This is a genomic window from Thalassospira povalilytica (genome assembly GCF_002844235.1).
In the GTDB taxonomy this organism is placed as follows: Bacteria; Pseudomonadota; Alphaproteobacteria; order Rhodospirillales; family Thalassospiraceae; genus Thalassospira; species Thalassospira povalilytica.
On record NZ_PGTS01000003.1, the window covers coordinates 212,257 to 233,332 of the forward strand.

Annotated in this window: 15 protein-coding genes; 11 read left to right on the forward strand and 4 right to left on the reverse strand. The window is 54.8% G+C overall.

Annotated elements, in window-relative coordinates; genetic code table 11:
- The first annotated feature begins 105 nt into the window (after window positions 1–105).
- From ppa to CU041_RS09415, 6 genes are all read left to right on the forward strand, one after another.
- Window positions 106–630, forward strand: a complete 525-nt coding sequence (gene ppa, locus CU041_RS09390; RefSeq protein ID WP_101246643.1) for an inorganic diphosphatase — start codon at window positions 106–108, stop codon at window positions 628–630.
- A 63-nt stretch (window positions 631–693) separates the two neighbouring features.
- Window positions 694–1,320 carry an O-acetyl-ADP-ribose deacetylase gene (locus CU041_RS09395; protein WP_233433060.1) on the forward strand — a complete coding sequence of 209 codons (627 nt, stop codon included), beginning with the start codon at window positions 694–696 and terminating at the stop codon, window positions 1,318–1,320.
- A complete protein-coding gene (locus CU041_RS09400; RefSeq protein WP_101246644.1) occupies window positions 1,321–1,863 on the forward strand; it encodes a L,D-transpeptidase family protein in 543 nt (180 codons plus the stop codon).
- Between the two features lie 69 nt (window positions 1,864–1,932).
- Complete coding sequence (locus CU041_RS09405; protein ID WP_101246645.1) at window positions 1,933–2,907, forward strand: DUF2333 family protein; 975 nt, start codon at window positions 1,933–1,935, stop codon at window positions 2,905–2,907.
- 163 nt (window positions 2,908–3,070) lie between these two features.
- Window positions 3,071–3,640, forward strand: a complete 570-nt coding sequence (locus CU041_RS09410) for a NifU family protein (RefSeq protein WP_101246646.1) — start codon at window positions 3,071–3,073, stop codon at window positions 3,638–3,640.
- A 307-nt stretch (window positions 3,641–3,947) separates the two neighbouring features.
- Entirely contained in the window at window positions 3,948–4,838 is an 891-nt protein-coding gene (locus CU041_RS09415) for a glucosaminidase domain-containing protein (protein WP_228194854.1), read from the forward strand.
- A gap of 105 nt (window positions 4,839–4,943) precedes the next feature.
- On the opposite strand, the gene CU041_RS09420 is transcribed toward CU041_RS09415, so the two are convergent.
- Window positions 4,944–5,402: a hypothetical protein gene (locus CU041_RS09420; protein ID WP_101246648.1), complete on the reverse strand. Its 459-nt coding sequence runs from the start codon at window positions 5,400–5,402 to the stop codon at window positions 4,944–4,946.
- 285 nt (window positions 5,403–5,687) lie between these two features.
- Here CU041_RS09420 and CU041_RS09425 point away from each other — a divergent pair, with 285 nt between their 5' ends.
- Window positions 5,688–6,893 carry an APC family permease gene (locus CU041_RS09425; protein WP_101246649.1) on the forward strand — a complete coding sequence of 402 codons (1,206 nt, stop codon included), beginning with the start codon at window positions 5,688–5,690 and terminating at the stop codon, window positions 6,891–6,893.
- A gap of 115 nt (window positions 6,894–7,008) precedes the next feature.
- On the opposite strand, the gene CU041_RS09430 is transcribed toward CU041_RS09425, so the two are convergent.
- Window positions 7,009–9,276 carry an NADP-dependent malic enzyme gene (locus CU041_RS09430; protein WP_101246650.1) on the reverse strand — a complete coding sequence of 756 codons (2,268 nt, stop codon included), beginning with the start codon at window positions 9,274–9,276 and terminating at the stop codon, window positions 7,009–7,011.
- 603 nt (window positions 9,277–9,879) lie between these two features.
- Window positions 9,880–10,380, reverse strand: a complete 501-nt coding sequence (locus CU041_RS09435) for a hypothetical protein (RefSeq protein WP_101247017.1) — start codon at window positions 10,378–10,380, stop codon at window positions 9,880–9,882.
- 185 nt (window positions 10,381–10,565) lie between these two features.
- Between CU041_RS09435 and mutS the strand changes: the two genes are divergently transcribed.
- The 4 genes from mutS to trpS all read left to right on the forward strand — a co-directional run bounded on the left by mutS (window position 10,566) and on the right by trpS (window position 19,520).
- Window positions 10,566–13,289: a DNA mismatch repair protein MutS gene (mutS, locus tag CU041_RS09440; protein WP_101246651.1), complete on the forward strand. Its 2,724-nt coding sequence runs from the start codon at window positions 10,566–10,568 to the stop codon at window positions 13,287–13,289.
- Window positions 13,290–13,514: 225 nt separating this feature from the next.
- Window positions 13,515–16,256: a [protein-PII] uridylyltransferase gene (locus CU041_RS09445; protein WP_101246652.1), complete on the forward strand. Its 2,742-nt coding sequence runs from the start codon at window positions 13,515–13,517 to the stop codon at window positions 16,254–16,256.
- 551 nt (window positions 16,257–16,807) lie between these two features.
- A complete protein-coding gene (murJ, locus tag CU041_RS09450) occupies window positions 16,808–18,358 on the forward strand; it encodes a murein biosynthesis integral membrane protein MurJ (RefSeq protein WP_101246653.1) in 1,551 nt (516 codons plus the stop codon).
- 160 nt (window positions 18,359–18,518) lie between these two features.
- Window positions 18,519–19,520, forward strand: a complete 1,002-nt coding sequence (trpS, locus tag CU041_RS09455) for a tryptophan--tRNA ligase (RefSeq protein ID WP_101246654.1) — start codon at window positions 18,519–18,521, stop codon at window positions 19,518–19,520.
- Between the two features lie 76 nt (window positions 19,521–19,596).
- Here the strand turns inward: trpS and CU041_RS09460 are convergent, their stop codons facing one another.
- Window positions 19,597–21,057: a hypothetical protein gene (locus tag CU041_RS09460; RefSeq protein WP_101246655.1), complete on the reverse strand. Its 1,461-nt coding sequence runs from the start codon at window positions 21,055–21,057 to the stop codon at window positions 19,597–19,599.
- Window positions 21,058–21,076: the final 19 nt, after the last annotated feature.

Here is a 21,076-nt window from a genome sequence, read left to right on the forward strand (position 1 = left end):
GCGGCATCATTCTCCTTCGGGTGCGTTTTCGCATCTTCGAAGCCGATTACAGCCGTCCCGGCATGCCGGGGCATGCCTTTATAGAAGCGAAAGGGATTTTCCCAGATGGATCTCAGCAAGATTGCCGTCGGCAAAGATGTTCCGTGGGACGTAAATGTCGTCATCGAAATTCCGCAGGGCGGACCGGTTAAGTACGAAGTAGACAAAGACTCCGGTGCTGTCTTTGTTGACCGTTTCCTGCATACCTCGATGTATTATCCGGTCAATTACGGTTTCATCCCCAACACCCTTGGCGAAGATGGTGATCCGGTTGATGCGATGGTCATGTTCCGTGAGCCGGTTGTTGCCGGTTCGGTTATCCGGGCACGTCCGATCGGCGTTCTGATGATGGAAGACGAAGCCGGTCAGGACGAAAAACTGATCTGCGTTCCCCATGACAAGATCGACCCGTACTACACCGACATCAAGTCGCATGAAGATCTGCCGCAGATCCTGCGTGACCAGATCCAGCACTTCTTCGAGCGTTACAAAGACCTCGAAAAAGGCAAATGGGTAAAGGTCACCGGCTGGGAAGGTGCTGAAAAAGCAGCAAGCCTGGTCGAAGAAGGTGTCGCACGTCTGGCCAAGTAACTGGCATAACGGACGAAATCAATTTTCAAGCAACGCTCTGCTCTTTGCAGGGCGTTGTTTTTTTTGACTTTTTTGCAAAAAACGCGACAATGGAACTGTCGGGGGCTCAGCACACATTTTGGGAGTGGATCTGTGCCCGTCAAAAAAGAAGATGATCTAAAAACCACCAGCGTCATAAAAATCATAGAAGGTGACATCACCGCGCTGGACACCGATGCCATTGTCAACGCTGCCAATACGGCCTTGCTGCCTGGCGGCGGAGTTTGTGGTGCCATCCATTCTGCGGCCGGGCCGGAACTTGCCGCCGCATGCCGGTCGCTTGCACCCTGCCCGACCGGCGAAGCCCGGATAACACCGGGATTTGAGCTTATAGCGCGCCACGTCATCCATACAGTCGGTCCTGTATGGCACGGTGGACAAAACGGCGAAGCAGCATTGCTTGCCGCCTGTTATCGCAATTCACTTGTTATTGCCGCGCAGCACAGTCTGCATTCGATCGCCTTTCCGGCCATCTCGACCGGAATATTTGGCTATCCGGAAGACCAGGCCGCCAAAATCGCCGTATCAACCATTTGTGAATGGGCTGGCGAAACCGCTGCGATGCCACAAATTTACCTTTGTTGTTTTTCACACTCCACGCGCGGGCATCTCGAACATGCCCTGCACCAGTTCCAAGAAGGCACCTGCTGAATGCAAAGCGACGCAACTGCACATTCCGTTTCCCAACCGCTTGAGATTACGGCCTCGGCAACGGGAAAATTGCGCGTCGGCGATCGGGAATTCCGGTGCGCATTCGGCGTCAATGGCATCACTGATGCCGACAGCAAAACCGAAGGTGATGGCAAGACACCCGCCGGTAGATGGAAACTGCGATATGTCATGTATCGCGCCGATCGCCGGTCCTGCCCGAAAACCAGACTGCCTGTAACGACCATTTCGTTTTCCGATGGCTGGTGTGACGATCCGGCACATCCGTCCTATAACTGTCCGGTCAGACTGCCCTTCAAGGGCAGTCATGAAAAACTGTGGCGTGATGACGGGCTCTACAACATTGTTGTCGTACTTGGGCACAATGATAGCCCGCCCGTCCCGGGAAAAGGTTCGGCGATCTTCATGCATATCGCCAAACCGGACTATAGTGGCACCGAAGGATGCATTGCCTTGGCCGAACAGGATCTGGAAACCCTGCTGGGTCTGGCGCAATATGATACTTATATCTCTATCGAGCAGTGAAATCATGCACTTGCCGTTTGGGCACCGACGTCCTAGGTTCTATTGCCGGATCAATTCACAGGACAAGTCATGATTGAAGACGATTATCTGTACAAAAAAGGCGGAATTTCAGGTTTCGGATCGCGTCTGAAAGCCGTTTTCGGATCGCGGAAATTCTGGATTCGTGGTTTTGGCATAATCGTTCTGATTGCACTGATCTATTATCCGGCGGGCATGGCGCTGGTTCACCGTATTGACGACAATCCGGACTTTGTCGGCAATTATCAGGGTGGCAGTCACGCCGTAAGCACCGCAGCAGGGCTGATTGATCGCGAGGTCAATCAGAACCGCTGGACGGCAAATGATCCGTTCTTCCTGCCCGGGGCAGCGCTTGACAATATGCCAAACTTCCAGACCGGCATCATCTATGCCCTGTCGCGTTTTTCAATCGAGCTGTCTGATCAGATCGGCCGAACCCGCGGATCAAGCCAGGTCGACCCTGATCTTGACGATGCGGCCGGCCTTTTGAAGTTCCGCGGCGACAAATGGGTGTTTGATCCAAGCGTTTCGTTGCTGCCCGGTGTGACGTCCGAACAGCAATATCGTCAGGCCATTCGTGCTCTTGAAAATTATAACACGCGCCTGACGACCGGGAATGCAGTGTTTGAACGCCGGGCCGACAACCTTCAGGAAACGCTTAACCGCTTTGCCAATGATCTTGGTTCGGCATCCGCCCTGATTGATGACAAGGTCGACGATCCATCCCTGTTTGATCGCACCGCAGACGATGTGTTCTATGCCACCAAGGGGCGTCTTTATGCCTATAGCCTGATCCTGCGTGATCTTGGCACCGATTTTGAGCAGATCATCAATGAGCGGCAAATTGCCCCGGCATGGGCCGAAATGATCGGGTCCCTGCAATCGGCAGCCGCACTGGACCCGCTGGTGGTGGTCAACGGATCGGCAGACGGGATCATTTTCCCCAACCATCTGGCCGGATTGGGCTTCTATCTGTTGCGTGCCCGCACCCAGATGCGCGAGATCAGCAGTATCCTGCAACGTTAATCGTGATTTCCGTCATATATACGCTTGGGCGGAATACCTGACTTGCGCGCTGCGACTTGATCTTTTCTGTTTTTTGCCCCATTTAGGGCCTAACCAAATGAAATGCGGATTGCCGAGCGGGCAGCATAAGCCCCGGCAATCAGAGTGAGAGGACAAGCCGACCATGTTCATTCAGACCGAACCAACCCCAAATCCGGCCACACTTAAATTCCTGCCGGGCGAGGAAGTCATGGGCCGTCTGGGCACTGCGAACTTCGTCAAGGGTGACGAAACCGTCAAATCGCCGCTGGCGCGCAAGCTGTTTGAAGTTGATGGCATAGCAGGTGTCTTTCTTGGCGGTGATTTCATCACCATCACCAAGGACGATTCCAAGGACTGGCAGACCCTAAAGCCGCAGATTCTTGGCGGCATCATGGAACATTACACGTCCGGCCAGCCGGTTCTGGACCAGAATTCCGGTGCCGCAACCGGCGCCAGCACCGCCGCAGAAGGCGATGACGAACTGGTCAGCCAGATCAAGGAACTGCTTGATACCCGCGTTCGCCCGGCCGTGGCCCAGGATGGCGGCGATATCGTTTTTCACAAGTTTGAAGACGGTGTCGTCTATCTTGAGATGCATGGCGCATGTTCGGGTTGCCCGAGCAGCACCGCGACCCTGAAAATGGGGATCGAGAACATGCTGCGTTACTACGTGCCGGAAGTTCAGGCCGTCGAACCGGTCATGGCCGACTGATTTCCCGAGTCGTTAAGAAAATCTTTAGCCCGGCGCAAACTTTTGCCTGCGCCGGGCGTTATTATTTTGCGCAAACGAGAAGGTTTACGCGGCGTTTTCAACTTGTGGAAATATTGTCCGTTGCGATCCGCGGCGCTGACAGGCATAGATATCTTCCACTTGGGATGGACAGTGAATCAACAATGATACTGATCCTGGAGAGACAAGAATGACTAGCGCAAAGACAGGAAATTACCGGAAAATTGCGCTTGCTTCGGTCACCGGAGCAATCGGTTTATTGTATATCGGTATATTTGCCGGAGTTGATGTGTCACCAACCCCCGCCGGGTTTGGCACCGACATCCCTGCAATGACCCCGAAAGAGATCGCTGCGACAAAGAAAAAGCCGGTCTATCGGCGCGGCCCCGAAGTCGTCGCATTGAACCAGTATTTCAAAAGCATCGGTTACAGCTTTGGCAGCATGACCGAAGTTCCGCGCGTCTATATCAAGCGCGTTCCAAAGGGACTTGGCGAGCTGGCATCGGTCGAAGAGCGCAAGGAACTGTTCCTGCGCATCATGTTGCCGCTGGCCATGCGGGTGAATGAAGAAATCGGTGCACGTCGCGAACGTCTGATGGCCATTCAGGCCAAAGGTATTTCCGGCACCCCGGTCAGTGCAGCCGATCAGCAATGGGTTGATCAGCTGATGAAGCGTTACCGCGTTACCGATGGCGGTATTACCGCCCTGCTCGAACGCATCGACATCATCCCGCCGTCACTGATCCTGGCCCAGTCGGCCGAGGAAAGCGGATGGGGCACGTCGCGCTTTGTCCGGACGGGCAATGCCCTGTTCGGGCAGTGGGCCTGGGGCGATGACGAAGGCATCGTTCCGAAAGACCGCGAAGAAGGCAAAACCCACGTCATCAAATCATTTGGCAGCCTGATGGACAGCGTGCGAGCTTATGCGCGTAACATCAATTCCCATCCGGCCTATCAGACCCTGCGTGAACGCCGTTCGGTCCTGCGGGCCGAAGGTCATCTGATCAATGGCTGGGATCTTGCCGAAACCCTGACCAAATATTCCGAACGCGGTGAGGAATATGTCGACAGCCTGCATACGATCATGCGGGCCAACGGTCTGAACGAGCTTGATGGCCTGACATTCGCGGCCGGTGAAATTCCGCCGCCGCCCAAAGTTCTGGCATCCCTCGAAGACTAGGCATGAAGACCAGGCATCTTTGCCCGGCACAAATATGCAAAAGGGACCCGATCGGGTTCCTTTTTTCATGATGTCGCAGCAATAGCGCCCAAACGGTCAAAGCCGTTATCGGTCGCCGCGATAGATCCAGCCTTTTTCAGATTTCAGCAGGCGGATTTCATTTTCAACCGTGCGACGATCACCAGCCTTGAACTCGCCTTCCTTCATGGCAAGCATCTTGGTTTTCACCAGATCAATCGCATCACTGACCGTATTGCCGACATCATCCATTGTGCCGGCAGCCTTACCCTTTTCCGTCACGTCATCTGCGAAATCGGCGATTGAACGATCAAACACCAGATCATAGCGCACCATGACAATGATCTCGTCATCGCCTTTGGGGATGCTGTTGGTCTTGGTGACATTTTCGACATGCCCGACCTTGGCATAGGGATCGGCACGGAAACGCTCGATGACTGCGGTGGTGATTTCATCGGCAGTCGGGCCGCTGATTTGTTCATCTTCACAGGCCGCAAGCATCGGGAAAAACATGAAAACAGCGAGAAATCGGGTCAACTGGCCCATCGAGAAATTCCTATTTTTGTACAATTTCGCAGACATATCAGCCATATGCCCAAACCATGTGGCGAAAATCGGGTCGTGATCATCCCATGACATTTCATGACATCAAGCCTAACACATCACCCATGCATCCATTACGCCGGAATGTCTGGTCACAAACCTGATAGTGCCGCTCGCCAACAGGGTGCTGCATGGTCTGAACACACCGACGACTATATTCTGGACATAAACGGATGTTTCATCGCTTATAAATCAATGCGCTACGAATAACCGCCCTGGAATGACACCGTGACTTTCGATCTGATCATTGCCCTGGCAACCGCATGTGTTGCCTTTGTTCTTTCAAAACGTTCTGTTGCGCATTTTCCGTTGTGGCGGGCCGTTGTCACACCGCTTGCATCGATCATTGGCAGTGGATTTTTGCTGCTGGGTCCGATTCTCAATATCGGATATGGCGGTTATGCACCGCTGATCATGATTGCACTTTGTTTTGTCGCCTTCCTGTTTGGCGGTGTGATCCGCTTCAATATGGCTGCCGGCGAACAGGCCATTCAGAACGGTGATTACGGGGCACTGGCAATCCGCATCGAAACGCTGTCATCCTGGGCGCTGGCCTTTGCCTATATCATTTCGGTGTCCTATTACCTCAATCTTCTGGGTGCTTTCGCCCTTAGCCTGACGCCATTCAATTCCGATCTTGATGCCAAACTTCTGACCACCGGGGTCTTCTTCATCATTGTGTTTGTCGGATGGTCGCGCGGGTTCAAAAGCCTTGAGAAAATGGAATATGTTTCGGTCAGTCTGAAACTGGCGATCATTGCCGGACTGCTGATCGGGCTGATGGCACATTTCGGTCATCGGGCGCTTGATGACGCCCTGATCTTCAATCCGCCGAAACTTGACGGCTGGTCTGCACTTACTTTGGCATTCGGTCTTTTGATTACGGTGCAGGGGTTTGAGACATCGCGCTATCTCGGATCGGAATATGACGCACAAACCCGCATCAAATCCATGCGTCTTGCCCAGTGGTTATCTACGGCGATCTATCTGGTTTATATTCTTCTGATTTCCTATGTGTTTCGTCCTGACCAGATGTCGTCATCAGAAACCGGCATCATCAACATGATGCAGATTGTCGCGCCGATTTTGCCCTTTTTGTTGGTCGCAGCAGCACTGGCATCACAGTTCAGCGCGGCGGTTGCCGATACCAGCGGATCAGGCGGGCTGTTTGCCCAGCTGTCGCGCAATCGCATTACCGAACGGCAGGCCTATCTTCTGTTGGCGGTAATCGGTGTTGCCCTGACCTGGTCGGCAAATATCTATGCCATTGTAAATTACGCATCACGCGGCTTTGCCATCTATTACGGATTGCAGGCCGCCCTTGGCGCGGTGATCGCGGCCCGGCAGAATACCGGGTGGCAACGGGTCGGGTTTTACGGGCTGCTGGCAACATTGGGTGCGGTGATTGCACTCTTTGGTCAGCCGGTCGAATAACCTCACATTGCTGGTCACCTGCAATGCCCGGCGATCACATCATGGCCAAATTAGAAATGGCGGAAACTGAATAATCAGCTCCGCCATTTTTTTGATATTCAGCTCGAGACGGCGATTAGCCGTGCTCTGCCTCGTGCGCGGCAAGTGCTGCCAGGTTGACCAGATCGTTCACGGTCGAGCCCATCTGTGCGATCTGGGCCGGTTTTTCCAGACCGATCATCACCGGACCAACCACCGTGCCGCCGCCAAGCTTGTCAAGCAGCTTGGATGCGGTGGTTGCCGCATGAAGGGCCGGCATCACCAGAACGTTGGCGGGACCGGACAGACGGCAGAACGGATAAAGCTTCAGCAGTTCCGTATCGAGTGCGACATCAACCGCGATATCACCATCGAATTCGAAATCGACATCGCTGCGTTCAAGAATGCCAACTGCTTCGCGGATACGATCGGTATCGTCGCTATAGGGGTTCCCGAAGGTCGAATGCGACACCATTGCGACGCGCGGCTCATGACCAAGCTGACGGGCCTTTTCAGCCGCCTGAATGGCGATTTCAGCCAATTCCTCGGCATTGGGCAGGTTATGCACACGGGTATCGGCAATGAACACCGTACGGCCCTTGGCGATGGCAATCGACAGACCCATCGGAATTTCACCCGGTTTGGCATCAATCACACCGGCAACATCGGTGAAGCTGCGATTGAAGTTACGGGTAAGGCCGGTGATCAGGCCATCTGCATGTCCCTTGGCCACCATGACAGAGGCAAAGACGTTACGCTTCTGATTGACCATGCGCTGGCAATCACGCCACAGATATCCTTTGCGCTGCAGGCGCGCATACAGGAATTCCGCATATTCGGCATTGTGTTTTGAAAGTGCGGCATTGTTAATTTCAACACCTTCAAGGCTGTCGATACCAAGCTTTTTGGCACTTTCATGAATGCGGTCTTCGCGCCCGATCAGGATTGGCGTGCCATAACCCGAGTTGCGATAGGCAACAGCCGCGCGAATGACGGTTTCTTCTTCGCCCTCGGCAAAGGCGATGCGTTTGGGATGTGCGCGCACATAATCGGAAATCAGCTGCAAATGTGCTGCCGTCGGGTCCAGACGACCGCGCAGCTGATTTTCGTATTCTTCCATATCAATGATCGGACGGCGGGCAACACCGCTATCCATGGCGGCCTGTGCAACCGCCTTGGGCACAGCCATGATCAAACGCGGATCAAACGGGGCCGGGATGATGTATTCCGGACCATATTGCAAACGACGGCCGGAATAGGCGGCCGCCACTTCGTCCGGAACATCTTCACGGGCAAGCGATGCCACCGCATGGGCGGCCGCGATCTTCATGTCCTCGTTGATGGTTGATGCCTGGACATCAAGCGCACCACGGAAAATATAGGGGAATCCAAGCACGTTGTTGATCTGGTTCGGATAGTCCGAACGACCGGTCGCACAAATTGCATCACTGCGGATTTCGGCCACTTCTTCCGGGCTGATTTCCGGATCCGGGTTGGCCATCGCAAAGATGATCGGCTGTTTGGCCATCGATTTGACCATCTTGGCAGTCACCGCACCTTTGACCGACAGGCCAAAGAACGCATCGGCACCATCCATGGCTTCTTCAAGGGTTCTGGCATCGGTATCGGCAGCATGGGCCGATTTCCACTGGTTCATGCCATCTTCGCGGCCCTTGTAGATGACCCCGCGCGAGTCACACATGATGACATTGTCAGGCGACACACCCATGCTTTTGACCAGTTCGGAGCAGGCAATTGCCGCGGCACCCGCACCATTGATCACAAGTTTGATGTCTTCGAGTTTGCGACCGGTCAGATCACAGGCATTGATCAGACCCGATGCCGCGATGATGGCTGTGCCGTGCTGGTCATCATGGAAGACCGGAATATCCATCACTTCGCGCAGGCGCTGTTCAATGATGAAGCATTCCGGTGCCTTGATGTCTTCAAGGTTGATGCCACCAAACGACGCGCCAAGGAAGCGCACGCAATTGACAAACTCGTCAACGTCTTCGGTCGATACTTCAAGATCGAACCCGTCAACATCGGCAAAGCGTTTGAACAGAACCGCCTTGCCTTCCATCACCGGCTTGGACGCCAGCGCACCAAGATTGCCAAGCCCCAGAACGGCAGTACCGTTGGAAATCACCGCAACGATGTTGCCCTTGGAGGTGTAATCATACGCGGTGGCGGGATTCTTGGCGATTTCAAGACAGGGCACCGCAACGCCTGGCGAATACGCCAGGGACAGATCGCGCTGTGTGGTCAGCGGCTTGGATGCGGTGATTTCGATTTTGCCCGGGCGGCCGCTGGAATGAAACAGCAGCGCTTCGCGGTCACGAACCTTGATTTCTTTATCTGACATTATGTTTTCACTGACGCTTGCGTGGTGGGTTGGAAAGCAAAGTGTGTAGTTTATCCTGTTCGACATAAAATCGGTGTGGGACCGTCATGTCGGACCGCCCAATAAATCAGGCTTCTTGCCCCGGGTCAAAGGCGACGTTAACGGCAACCGCAAAATTACGTAGCGTTTTCCGTATGTTGCGACGCAACAATGCACCGCCGGTTGCACCGTTCCAGCACCGGTTTTTCCATCCGGTGATGGGCCATTTTTTGCGATGATGAAGATTGAAAACAGGAATAGACTTGATTTTTCAGTAACGTAAATGCCGATCCGTCTGCCCGGCCAGCCAACAGCAATCAGTTTGCAGCGCGCAAAAAACCATCGGATTTCGCATCAAAAGCACCTTTTCCACGATCCGAAAAAACCGAAAGTCCCCGACAACAGCAGCACTTTTGACAGATCACCAAGCCCGATGCCGGTCCGATCAAACCTGCCCGATCAGAAAGATGGCGGTCGCCGATCTAATTCAGCCACCGCCAGGTCATTGCTGCAAGCAACCAGATGCATTTGCGCACCCGGCTTTTGCCGGACGGATTGATTTACGACACCGTCCGGCGGTCGGCCCTATTTGCCAACATGCAGGTGAATGTTGGTCGCGCCATTCTTTTCAAGGATCGCCTTTGCCTTCGCCTCTGCGCCCTCATTTGCCGGATCAATACGCACCCACAAAATAACCGAGCCGGCATCGACCGCACGGGCGAAATCCTCGGTATGGGGGGTGGATGTGACTTCGTCGATAAATTCACGCAGGGCCACGGCGCCAACCCCGGCACCAATCGCAATCGCAGCCGGTGCCGTTGCCGCCCCGCCAAACAGGGCGATGGCACCCGATGCCACCAACGGCACTTCATATTTCACTTCACCCACCAATGCTGTCAGCACATCGGACCAGGACCGGCCGTCAGATCCGGCAACATCGATTGATTCATGTGAACTCAGCACCGAAAGGTCCGTCCGCGAAAAGCCGCTTTCCCGCAATTCACGCACAGCGGCATCGAAACTGTCTTTTGTGTCGAACAACCCGACCAGTTCGGGGGCCTGCGAGGTGGTCTGTTCTGCTGCCATTTTGCGCTCTCCTTGGGGGATGTTTTCCGGTACAAGATTCTGCGATGACCATCGCAGGTCCTGACCGGCCATATGGTTATATATTTTACGGAAATTCAGGCGTTGCAATGGCATAGGTCAAAAACTATGACTTCGCACTTTGCCACCTCTCGTCAATGCCTTCAGGGTTTGCTATCACAGTCGTCATGAACAAGATCGCTGATACATCCGACACCACACCGACCGCGCCTTCCTTTTCCAAAGAGGGCGCAACACCCATGATGATGCAGTTCCTTGAAATCAAGGAACAGTATCAGGACTGCTTGCTGTTTTACCGGATGGGCGATTTCTACGAGCTGTTCTTTGACGATGCCGTCAAAGCAGCCGAAGCCCTTGATATCGCCCTGACAAAACGCGGCAAGCATCAGGGTAACGAAATTCCCATGGCCGGTGTTCCCGTCCACAGTCACGAAACATATCTTCAGCGTCTTATTCGCAAGGGGTTCCGTGTTGCGGTCTGCGAACAGATGGAAGACCCGGCCGAGGCCAAGAAACGCGGTGCCAAATCCGTGGTCAAACGCGGCGTTGTCCGCCTGATCACGCCAGGCACCCTGACCGAAGACAGCCTTCTGGATGCGCGGCGCCATAACTATCTGGCAGCCGTATCGGAAGTGCGCGGCAAGGTCGGCCTGGCCTGGCTTGATATGTCGACCGGCGACTTTTTTGTTCAGCCTTGTGATATGGCCGGTCTGCCTGCGGCCCTGGCCCGGCTTGATCCGGGTGAAATCCTGTTTTCGGAAAAGATGCTGAACCGTGCGGACGTGTTTGACATATATGCCGAATACAAAAACATCATCACCCCGCAGCCGACCGCACGTTTCGATCCCGAAAACGCGCAGCTGCGCCTGAAAAAGCTTTATCAGGTCGAAGCCCTTGATGCCTTTGGCGGGTTTGAGGTTGCCGAACTTTCCGCGGCCGGCGCACTGATTGATTATGTCGATCTGACCCAGAAAGGCCAGATGCCCCGCCTGTCGCCCCCGACCCGTGTGGCCGAGGGGGCAGCAATGGAAATTGATGCCGCTACCCGCCGGTCACTGGAACTGATCCAGACCCAGTCGGGCGAGCGCAAGGGATCGCTTCTTTCGGTTATTGATCGCACCAAAACCGGCGCCGGGGCACGTTTGCTGGCCGCACGCCTGTCGGCCCCGCTGACCAATGCCGATGAAGTCAACAAACGCCTTGATCTGGTCGAATATTTCCATGATCGCGATGCGTTGCGATCCGATCTGCGCGCAGCCCTTGGCGAATGTCCCGATATTGAACGCGCGCTTTCGCGTCTGTCGGTCGGGCGTGGTGGTCCGCGTGATCTGGCGGCAATGCGTGACGGTTTGTCCTGTGCCTTTGCGATCGGCAATTTGTTGGCCAAACCCGATGGTGGCAATGATGGTCTGACCACACAGCCAGAAGCCCTTGGCGATCACTTGACGGCAATGGGGCATCATGGCGACCTGATTGACCTTTTGCGCCGGGCGCTTTCGGAAAATCTGCCGCTTCTGGCCCGTGACGGCGGCTTTATTGCCGGGGGATATCACCCGCCGCTTGATGAATTGCGCATGCTTTCAAGCGAAAGCAAAAAGCTGATCGCCAATCTTCAGGCCCGCTATACCGAACAGACCGGGATCAGCAATCTCAAGGTCAAGCACAACAACGTTCTGGGCTATTTCATCGAAGTATCGGCCAAATCCGCCGACAAGATGATGGAAGAAGACGAATTCATCCACCGTCAGACCATGGCAAATGCCGTGCGCTTTACGACCGTGGAATTGTCCGAACTTGAAAGCAAGGTTTCCAAGGCCGGTGATCAGACGCTTGCCCTTGAACTTGAACTGTTCGAAGAACTGGTAGCAGCCGTTCTTGCCAAGGCAGACGAGATTGCAAGATGCGCACAAGCCCTGGCAGGACTTGATGTATCAGCCGCCCTTTCCGAACTTGCCCGTGATCAGGGCTGTGTCCGCCCGACCATTGACAACAGCCTTGCCTTTGACATCCGTGGCGGTCGCCATCCGGTGGTTGAAGCGGCCCTGCGCGAAAATGGCGATGCCCCGTTTGTTGCCAATGACTGCCGCCTTGAAGATGCGCAAAGCCTGTGGCTGATTACCGGTCCGAACATGGCCGGTAAATCGACCTTCCTGCGCCAGAATGCGCTGATTGCGGTATTGGCCCAGATCGGTGCCTTTGTTCCGGCCGCCAAGGCCCATATCGGGGTGATTGACCGGCTGTTTTCACGCGTGGGTGCGGCTGATGATCTGGCCCGTGGCCGATCGACCTTCATGGTTGAAATGGTTGAAACCGCATCGATCCTTAATCAGGCAACCGACCGGTCGCTGGTGATTCTTGATGAAATCGGGCGTGGTACGGCAACCTTTGACGGGCTTTCCATTGCCTGGGCGGTTGTTGAAAACCTGCATGAAATCAACAAATGCCGCGGCCTGTTTGCCACCCACTATCATGAACTGACCGCCCTTGCCGCCAAGCTTGACCATTTGTCCTGCCACACGATGCTGATCAAGGAATGGCAGGGCGAGGTCGTGTTCCTTCACGAAGTCGGGGCCGGCAGTGCAGACCGGTCATACGGTATTCATGTCGCCCAGCTGGCTGGCCTTCCCAAACCGGTGATCAAGCGCGCCGAACAGGTTCTCAAGACCCTTGAAAAAGGCGAACAGGGCGGGGCTGTTTCGAAACTTGCCGATGACTTGCCGCTATTTGCCGTTGCCATCGAACAGGCCGCCAAGGAAGAACGCGCAAGCACGCCTGCCCTGTCTGATGATCAGAAAGCGGTTCTGGACGCAGTGGCCGAACTTGATCCCGACAATATGACACCGCGCGAAGCACTGGATGCGTTGTATCGTCTGCGATCAATCAACAGCTGATCGAATATAAACGCATGAAAAACAGGCACCTTGCCCCTATATGAGGCAGGTGCCTGTTTTCATTTGGGCCTGATGGTGCGGGTTTTTCGGCGTTTGGGCAAAACCTGCGTTCCGGCATGGCACATGCATATGATGCGGACGCAAAACTTTGTCGTTATTGTATTTGGATAACGGCCCCGAATACGGCACTCAGACCGCAGACCAGCGCCAAGGAAACCGACCAACGTGACCTACAAGATCAAGAAGCAGCGCGAAATCATTGACCGGAAAAAAGTCTTTGCCGAGCTTGAAGCCATCGCAAAGGACCCGGAGCTGAAAAGTTTCAAACAGCGCACCGCTGTCCTGAACAAGCTGAAATCGGTCATGGAAGACGGTCGCACTGTCATTCGCGCCCGTTTCGAAGCCAGCAATTCCGGCCAGGAAACGGTGTTTTCCAACAGCTTCCTGATGGATCAGGTCGTCCGATTGATCCATGATTTTGCCGTCAGCTTCGTCTATCCCCTGCATAACCCGACCAATGAACAGCGCATGTCGGTGGTTGCAGTTGGCGGATATGGTCGCGGCGATATGGCACCGCATTCGGATGTCGATATCCTGTTTCTGTTCCCCTACAAGCAAACCGCCCATGGCGAACAGGTCGTCGAATTCATTCTTTATATGTTGTGGGATCTTGGCCTTAAGGTCGGTCATGCCACCCGTTCGGTTGATGATTGCCTGCGTATGGGCAAACAGGACATCACCATCCGCACAAACCTGCTTGAAAGCCGGTTCGTCTGGGGGGATGAGGATACCTATAATGTCTTTCGCGCCCGGTTCATGGACGAACTGGTCAAGGGCAGCGGTCTTGAATTCATCGAAAAGAAACTGAACGAACGCGATGAACGCCATGTTCGCATGGGCGATTCACGCTATGTGGTCGAACCCAACGTCAAGGACGGCAAAGGCGGCCTGCGCGATCTTCATACCCTGTTCTGGATTGGCAAATATCTGTATCGCGTCAATTCCCCGATGGAACTGGTCGACCTTAAGGTTCTGACCCGCAAGGAAGCGCAAGGCTTCCTTAAGGCCCAGAACTTCCTGTGGGCGGTGCGCTGCTGGTTGCATTACCTCTCAGACCGCGAAGAAGACCGCCTGACCTTTGACATGCAGCGCGAAATCGCATCGCGCCTTGGCTATACCGATCATGCCGGGGCATCGGGTGTCGAACGCTTCATGAAACATTACTACCTGATGGTCAAACATGTCGGCAACCTGACGCGGATCTTCTGTGCCGCCCTGGAAGAACGCCATCAGCGCCGCCCGCTGATCCGGTTCCCGGGCAAGCTTTTCGGCACCAAGGAAATCGACGGGTTCGAATTGCGCAATGATCGCCTGACGGTCGAAAACCTTAATGTCTTCAAAAAAGACCCGATCAAGATCTTGCGCCTGTTTCTGGTTGCGCATCAGAACGGTGTCGGCATTCATCCCGAAACCCTGCGCTGGGTGACGCAAAGCCTGAAATTTGTTGATCACAAACTGCAAAATGATCCGGTCGCCAACGAGGTCTTTCTTGAAATCCTGACCCAGCGCAACAGCCCGGATGTCGCGCTTCGCAAAATGAACGAAGCCGGTGTTCTTGGCCGGTTTATCCCCGATTTCGGGCGTGTGGTTGCCCAGATGCAATATGACATGTACCACACCTATACCGTGGACGAGCACACCATCCGCGCGATCGGCATTCTCAATCAGATCGAATGTGGTGAACTGGCCGAAGATGCGCCGGTCGCCACCCGGATCATGGGCAAGGTGATTTCGCGCCGGGTACTTTATGTCGCCGTCCTGCTCCATGACATTGCCAAGGGACGTGGCGGCGACCATTCCGAACTTGGTGCCGAAGTCGCCGAAAAGCTCTGTCCGCGTCTGGGCCTGTCGCCTGCCGATACCGAAACTGTTGCCTGGCTGGTAAAGGCCCATCTCTGGATGAGCCTGACCGCATTCAAACGCGACCTTAATGACCCGACCACGATCAAGGCGTTCGGGGATCTGGTGCAGTCACAGGAACGTTTGCGTCTTTTGCTTTGTCTGACCGTGGCCGATATTCGCGCGGTCGGGCCCAATGTCTGGAACGGTTGGAAAGCAACGCTTTTGCGTGAACTTTACTTTGCCACCGATGATTTGCTGTCGGGTGGCCTGAATGCCGACAGCCGCGATTCGCGCGTTGCCAATGCCCAGATGGCGCTCCGCGAAGCGCTGGTTGACTGGCCCACTGACGATATCGAAGATTTCATCGATCGCGGTTATCCGTCCTATTGGCTCAGTTTCGATACCGATGTTCACGTCCATCATGCCCATCTGACCCGCGAGGCCAAGAAAACCGGTGCGGAAATCACGGTCGATGTCCGCATCGATACCGAAATTGACGCCACCGAAATCACCGTTCACACCACCGACCATCCTGGCCTGTTTTCCCAGATTGCCGGTTCGATGGCGCTGTGCGGTGCCAACGTTGTTGATGCAAAGATCCTGACCCTTGCCGACGGCATGGCGCTGGACACCTTTTTTGTCCAGGACACCAATGGCGAGGCCTTTAACGATACGGCCAAACTCGAAAAGCTGCGTGAAACTCTTGAACAGGTGATTTCCGGGCGTCTGCGCCCCAGCCATGAAATCGAACGTCGCCAGACCAAGGACAACAAGCACCGCACTGCGGTGTTCAAGGTCGAACCGAACGTCATCATCGACAACAAGGCCAGCCGCACCCATACGGTGATTGAAATTACCGCGCGTGATCGGCTTGGTCTGCTTTATGACATTACCCGTGCCTTGCGTGACCTGTCCTTGCAGATCGCATCGGCCCGTATTTCCACCTTTGGCGAACGTGCGGTTGACGTATTTTACGTAAAAGACGTGTTTGGCCTTAAAATCGACAGCCGGACCAAATTTGTCCAGGTCAAGGAAACCCTGACCCAGGCCATCCAGAACAATTGACGGGCCGCCTCCGCCCGTTTTTGGCGGGACATTTGGGCTTGGCACATAAAGACAAACCGGATTGATCCAATACCCATGTGGCATCATCAATACCACCACGGTACGGATCAATCCGGTAGTTCCAATCTCCGCGATCAGAACGGTATTTTTGTCTTTTTGGAAAATTGTGACGGACGAGGAAGGGTAAAAACCAAACCCAACATCGAGACCTGTTATTCGCGATGTCGTTGTCCTCGGAGTGCAGCAGGTTGAGGTGGATTCCCTTGTTTCCCCGCCCGTCCAATAATGAGGCTCGCGTCCCAACGAATCCTCAGCGAGATGGAATTTATGCCCGTTACAATCCATTTTCTGTGACGGCTGTCACAATCATCGAAAAAAATCACCTGATTCAACGACTTTCATATTTTTGTGATATAGCCCAGCCCGTTTTTAAGGTGTCATTACGACTTCTTCACCTTCAGCTGTCAGTTTTGTCGCTCCGGCCTGATCATTGCCGCAATTGGCGATCATCACACAAAGCCTGATGCCTCCTTGATACGGAACGCTATTGAATGTCGCTTGTTCGCTCCATCGCTACGGTTAGTGGTTTCACCTTGTTGTCCCGCCTGCTGGGATTTTGCCGCGACATTCTGATTGCCGGGATGCTGGGTGCCGGGGGCATGGCCGATGCATTCTTTGTCGCGTTCAAATTCCCCAACCTGTTTCGCCGACTGTTCGGCGAAGGCGCCTTTTCCGCGGCCTTCATTCCGCTTCTGGCTGGTGACATTGAAAAACGCGGCATGGATGCGGCCCGCGAATTTGCCGCGCGCGCCATGTCGATGCTGGTTCTGATCACCGGTTTTCTGGTGGCCATCATCGAAATCCTGATGCCCTGGGCGATGTATGTTTTTGCGCCGGGCTTTGCGGAAAATCCCGAAAAGTTCAATCTTGCGATCGAATTATCGCGGATCACTTTCCCCTATCTTGCTTTCATTTCCGCCGTTGCGCTGATGTCGGGGGTTCTTAATACCCTTCATCGTTATGCCGCTGCGGCCGGCGCACCCATTATCCTTAATATCTGTCTGATTGCCGCCCTGCTTGGCCTGACACCGATGACCGAAACCCCGGCCCATGCGCTGGCATGGGGGGTTGCCGCAGCCGGGGTTGCGCAATTTGTCTGTCTGGTCATTGCCTGCAAACGCGCCGGTTTTGCCATCAAGTGGCAACTGCCAAAGGTAGATGACCGGGTCAAACTTCTTGGCAAACGCATGATCCCGGGCATGATCGGGGCCGGTGTTTATCAGCTCAACCTGCTGATCGATACCATGCTGGCATCACTGGTATCCGATGGTGCGGTATCCTGGCTTTATTATGCCGACCGGGTGCAACAGCTGCCGCTTGGGGTGATCGGCATTGCGATTGGCACGGCTCTTTTGCCAACGCTTTCACGCCAGTTGCAGGGCGATGACCCGAAAACCGCGATGTATAGCCAGAATCGCGGCATTGAAATCGCCCTTTTGCTGACGCTTCCGGCTGCGGTTGCGCTGGGTGTTATGGGGCTTCCGGTGATCAATGTCCTGTTTGAACGCGGGGCGTTCGGGGCCGAAGAAACCCGCATGACCGGTCTTGCCCTGATTGTCTTTGCCTTTGGCCTTCCGGCATCGGTTCTGGTCAAGGTGCTGGCACCGGGCTTCTTTGCACGTGAAGATACCAAAACCCCGATCCGGATCGGCATTTCGTGCATGATCCTTAATATCGCGCTGATTGTTGCATTGATGCCACTGTTCGGGCATCTCGGCATTGCAGCTGCGACATCGGTTTCCGTCTGGGTCAATGCCGGATCACTTTGCTTCCTGCTCCATCGCAGGGGCGATCTTGTATTTGATGACCGGCTTGTCAAACGGTTACCGCGCATTCTGTTGGCATCTGTTCTGATGGGGGCTGCTCTTTGGGTGGCGACCGATATTTTCTGGCAGAATGACGCCCTTTCAGTCACGCGGATAACCATCATGACTTTCTGTGTCATTGGGGGATTGGCGGTCTATGGCATCGCTGCCCAACTGCTTGGGGCCACCAGCCTTTCCGAGCTCAAGGCCACTTTCAAACGCGGAAAAGCCGCCTAGCGGGAATAAATCCGGTCATATGCCGACAAGCTGCTTGACCTGACCTGTCAGGGCGGCTTAACTCCGCGCTGCTTGCTTGCATGCTCGTCCGCCGGCGGGTGTCCAAAACCTGGCGGAGTATGCAGGCTTTATTGATCATCATTTGAAATGGACGACACCAATGGAACGTGTGTTTTCGGGCGCCCAGCCCACCGGTAACCTTCATCTTGGCAACTATCTCGGCGCGATCCGCAACTGGGTCGAATTGCAGAAGCAATATGAATGCATCTTCTGTGTTGTTGATATGCATGCCATCACGGTCTGGCAGGACCCGCACGAACTGCGTTCCAACATTCGCGAACTTGCTGCCAGCATGATTGCATCGGGCATCGATCCGGAAAAACATGTTCTGTTCAATCAGAGCCAGGTTTCCGCCCATGCCGAACTGGCCTGGATCTTTAACTGTGTTGCGCGCATCGGCTGGATGAACCGCATGACCCAGTTCAAGGAAAAAGCCGGCAAGCATCGCGAAAACGCGTCCCTTGGCCTTTATGCCTATCCGAGCCTGATGGCGGCGGACATTCTGACCTATAAGGCGACCCATGTTCCGGTCGGCGAAGATCAGAAACAGCATCTTGAGCTGGCCCGTGATATTGCGTTGAAATTCAACAATGATTACGGCGTCGAAGACTTCTTCCCGCAGCCCGAGCCGCTTATTCTTGGCCCGGCAACGCGTGTGATGTCATTGCGTGACGGTGCGAAAAAGATGTCCAAGTCCGATGCGTCGGATATGGCGCGCATCAATATGACCGACGATGCCGATACGCTGTCGAAAAAAATCCGCAAGGCCAAAACCGATCCGGAACCGCTGCCAAGCGAAGCCGCCGGTCTTGAAGGCCGCCCGGAAGCCAAGAACCTGATCACCATCTATGCTGCGCTGACCGACAGCACGGTCGATGCGGTTCTTGCTGAGCATGGCGGCACCCAATTCTCGGGCTTCAAACAGGCGCTGACCGACGTGGTTGTTGATAAACTGGCACCGATCACCGAAGAAATGGCAAAGCTCAATGCCGATCACGCCTATATTGACAGTGTTCTGGCCAAAGGAGCCGAGCGGGCCAATGCCATTGCCCAGCCGATCCTGCGCGAGGTCAAGGAAATCGTCGGTTTCCTTAACAGCTGATCAGACCCGACGTTAAAAAACAAAAAGCCCGCCAGTGATAAACAGGCGGGCTTTTTTGATGAGTATCATGCTGTGATCAGATGGCATTGCCCGATGGCCGGGCCTGGTTTTGCTGTTGCATCGCCTGATACTTTTTCAAACCATCCATCATTGTCTGACTAAACCACGCCCCGACAGGTTCGTCTCCGCCAAGATGGCTTGACGCACGCTGCATCAAGGGATGGGATTCAGCGTCAGAATTCGGTGCGATATCTCCTGCCGTGTTAGCGCTAACATCGCCGGAATTTCTGGCATTCTGACTGACAGATCGGTCCTGATCCGCAACGGCATTGGTACTGGCAACTGCGTCAGCGGCCATGGTCTGGGCCTTATCACGACCAAGGGCTGCGTTAAACCGCGCGGCCATTTCAGCAGCCGAAAGCGGTGTATTCCCATCATGGAATCCATTTTCCGATTTTGATGCCGACACGTTTTCTTTGGCTGCGTTCAGTTTTGCCGTGCGCGCTTCATGGGCCGCCATTTCAGGTGAAATGGCAAAGCTTGATCCCTGACGGCTGACACGTCCGCTGCTTTGCGCCCGGGCCCAAACCGTGTTCCCGACGTCGCTGGTCAATGTCGGGCGGCGCATGGTTTCATGTGATGCTGAATTGGCCGCTACGGTCTGGGCAAGACCTGATGATGCCGGATTGCCGGTTTGGGCTGATGCCATGGCAACGGTCAGTTCCGCCGGATCCATTGCCGATGCTGCTGGCGTTCCTGTATCGCTTGTCCTGGCTTGGCCAGTCATGTTGGCAGTCATCTGGGCTTGTAACTGAGCGTTCATCGACTGCGCCGGCCCGTTGCTTTGCGCCCACGGAACGTTCAGATCACTTGCCTTGATGCCGTCGCGAACCGGGTTCACGGCTGCGTTGGACGCCAGAACAGTTTGATCCACCGGTGCAACAGGCGCGTTTTGCACAATGGTTTCCTGCTCGGCATGTGGTGCTGCCTGTCGTGAGGGCTGCGTGGACTGCGACCCCGTCATCCATGGCAGAACAAGATCACCCTGATAGCTGCCATCCGCCGCAGCAAGGCTCATTTCGGAATCGGAACTATTTTCGGATGCATCGGCGATCGCAGTACCGTTCTCGTCACCACCGCCAAAGCTGTCTTCGACAAAGGCCATGACATGGGCGCCGGTATCTTCACCTGTCACGGCATCGACAACCGCATCGATTGCAGCCCCGGCCAGACCGAATACCCCGCCAAACAATCCGCCACCAACAACCCGGGCCCCGTTACCGAGCTCGTCCCCGGTAAGTGACCGATAGATCATGCCAACGCCGGGTATGTGCTGCAAAGGATTGATAACATCAAGCACATCGGAGAACTCGAAGCCGTCCTGGCCGAACATATATTCGGAAAAACTGCGGCCTTCCGATGTTTCGGAAAGCTGGTCAGCCGCGTTCGACTGGGCAAACTTGCTTCCTGCCCCGTCTCCTGCGACGCCCGGCACGTTACCGGGCGAAATTTGCCGCCAATTTGCTCCAATCGACATATCTGTCCTCCTCTTGCCT

Coding starts and splice junctions, on each gene's coding strand:
- ppa (WP_101246643.1), top strand. CDS start 106: ATGGATCTCAGCAAGATTGCCGTCGGCAAAGATGTTCCGTGGGACGTA.
- CU041_RS09400 (WP_101246644.1), top strand. CDS start 1,321: ATGCAAAGCGACGCAACTGCACATTCCGTTTCCCAACCGCTTGAGATT.
- CU041_RS09405 (WP_101246645.1), top strand. CDS start 1,933: ATGATTGAAGACGATTATCTGTACAAAAAAGGCGGAATTTCAGGTTTC.
- CU041_RS09410 (WP_101246646.1), top strand. CDS start 3,071: ATGTTCATTCAGACCGAACCAACCCCAAATCCGGCCACACTTAAATTC.
- CU041_RS09420 (WP_101246648.1), bottom strand. CDS start 5,402: ATGGGCCAGTTGACCCGATTTCTCGCTGTTTTCATGTTTTTCCCGATG.
- CU041_RS09430 (WP_101246650.1), bottom strand. CDS start 9,276: ATGTCAGATAAAGAAATCAAGGTTCGTGACCGCGAAGCGCTGCTGTTT.
- CU041_RS09435 (WP_101247017.1), bottom strand. CDS start 10,380: ATGGCAGCAGAACAGACCACCTCGCAGGCCCCCGAACTGGTCGGGTTG.
- mutS (WP_101246651.1), top strand. CDS start 10,566: ATGAACAAGATCGCTGATACATCCGACACCACACCGACCGCGCCTTCC.
- murJ (WP_101246653.1), top strand. CDS start 16,808: ATGTCGCTTGTTCGCTCCATCGCTACGGTTAGTGGTTTCACCTTGTTG.
- trpS (WP_101246654.1), top strand. CDS start 18,519: ATGGAACGTGTGTTTTCGGGCGCCCAGCCCACCGGTAACCTTCATCTT.
- CU041_RS09460 (WP_101246655.1), bottom strand. CDS start 21,057: ATGTCGATTGGAGCAAATTGGCGGCAAATTTCGCCCGGTAACGTGCCG.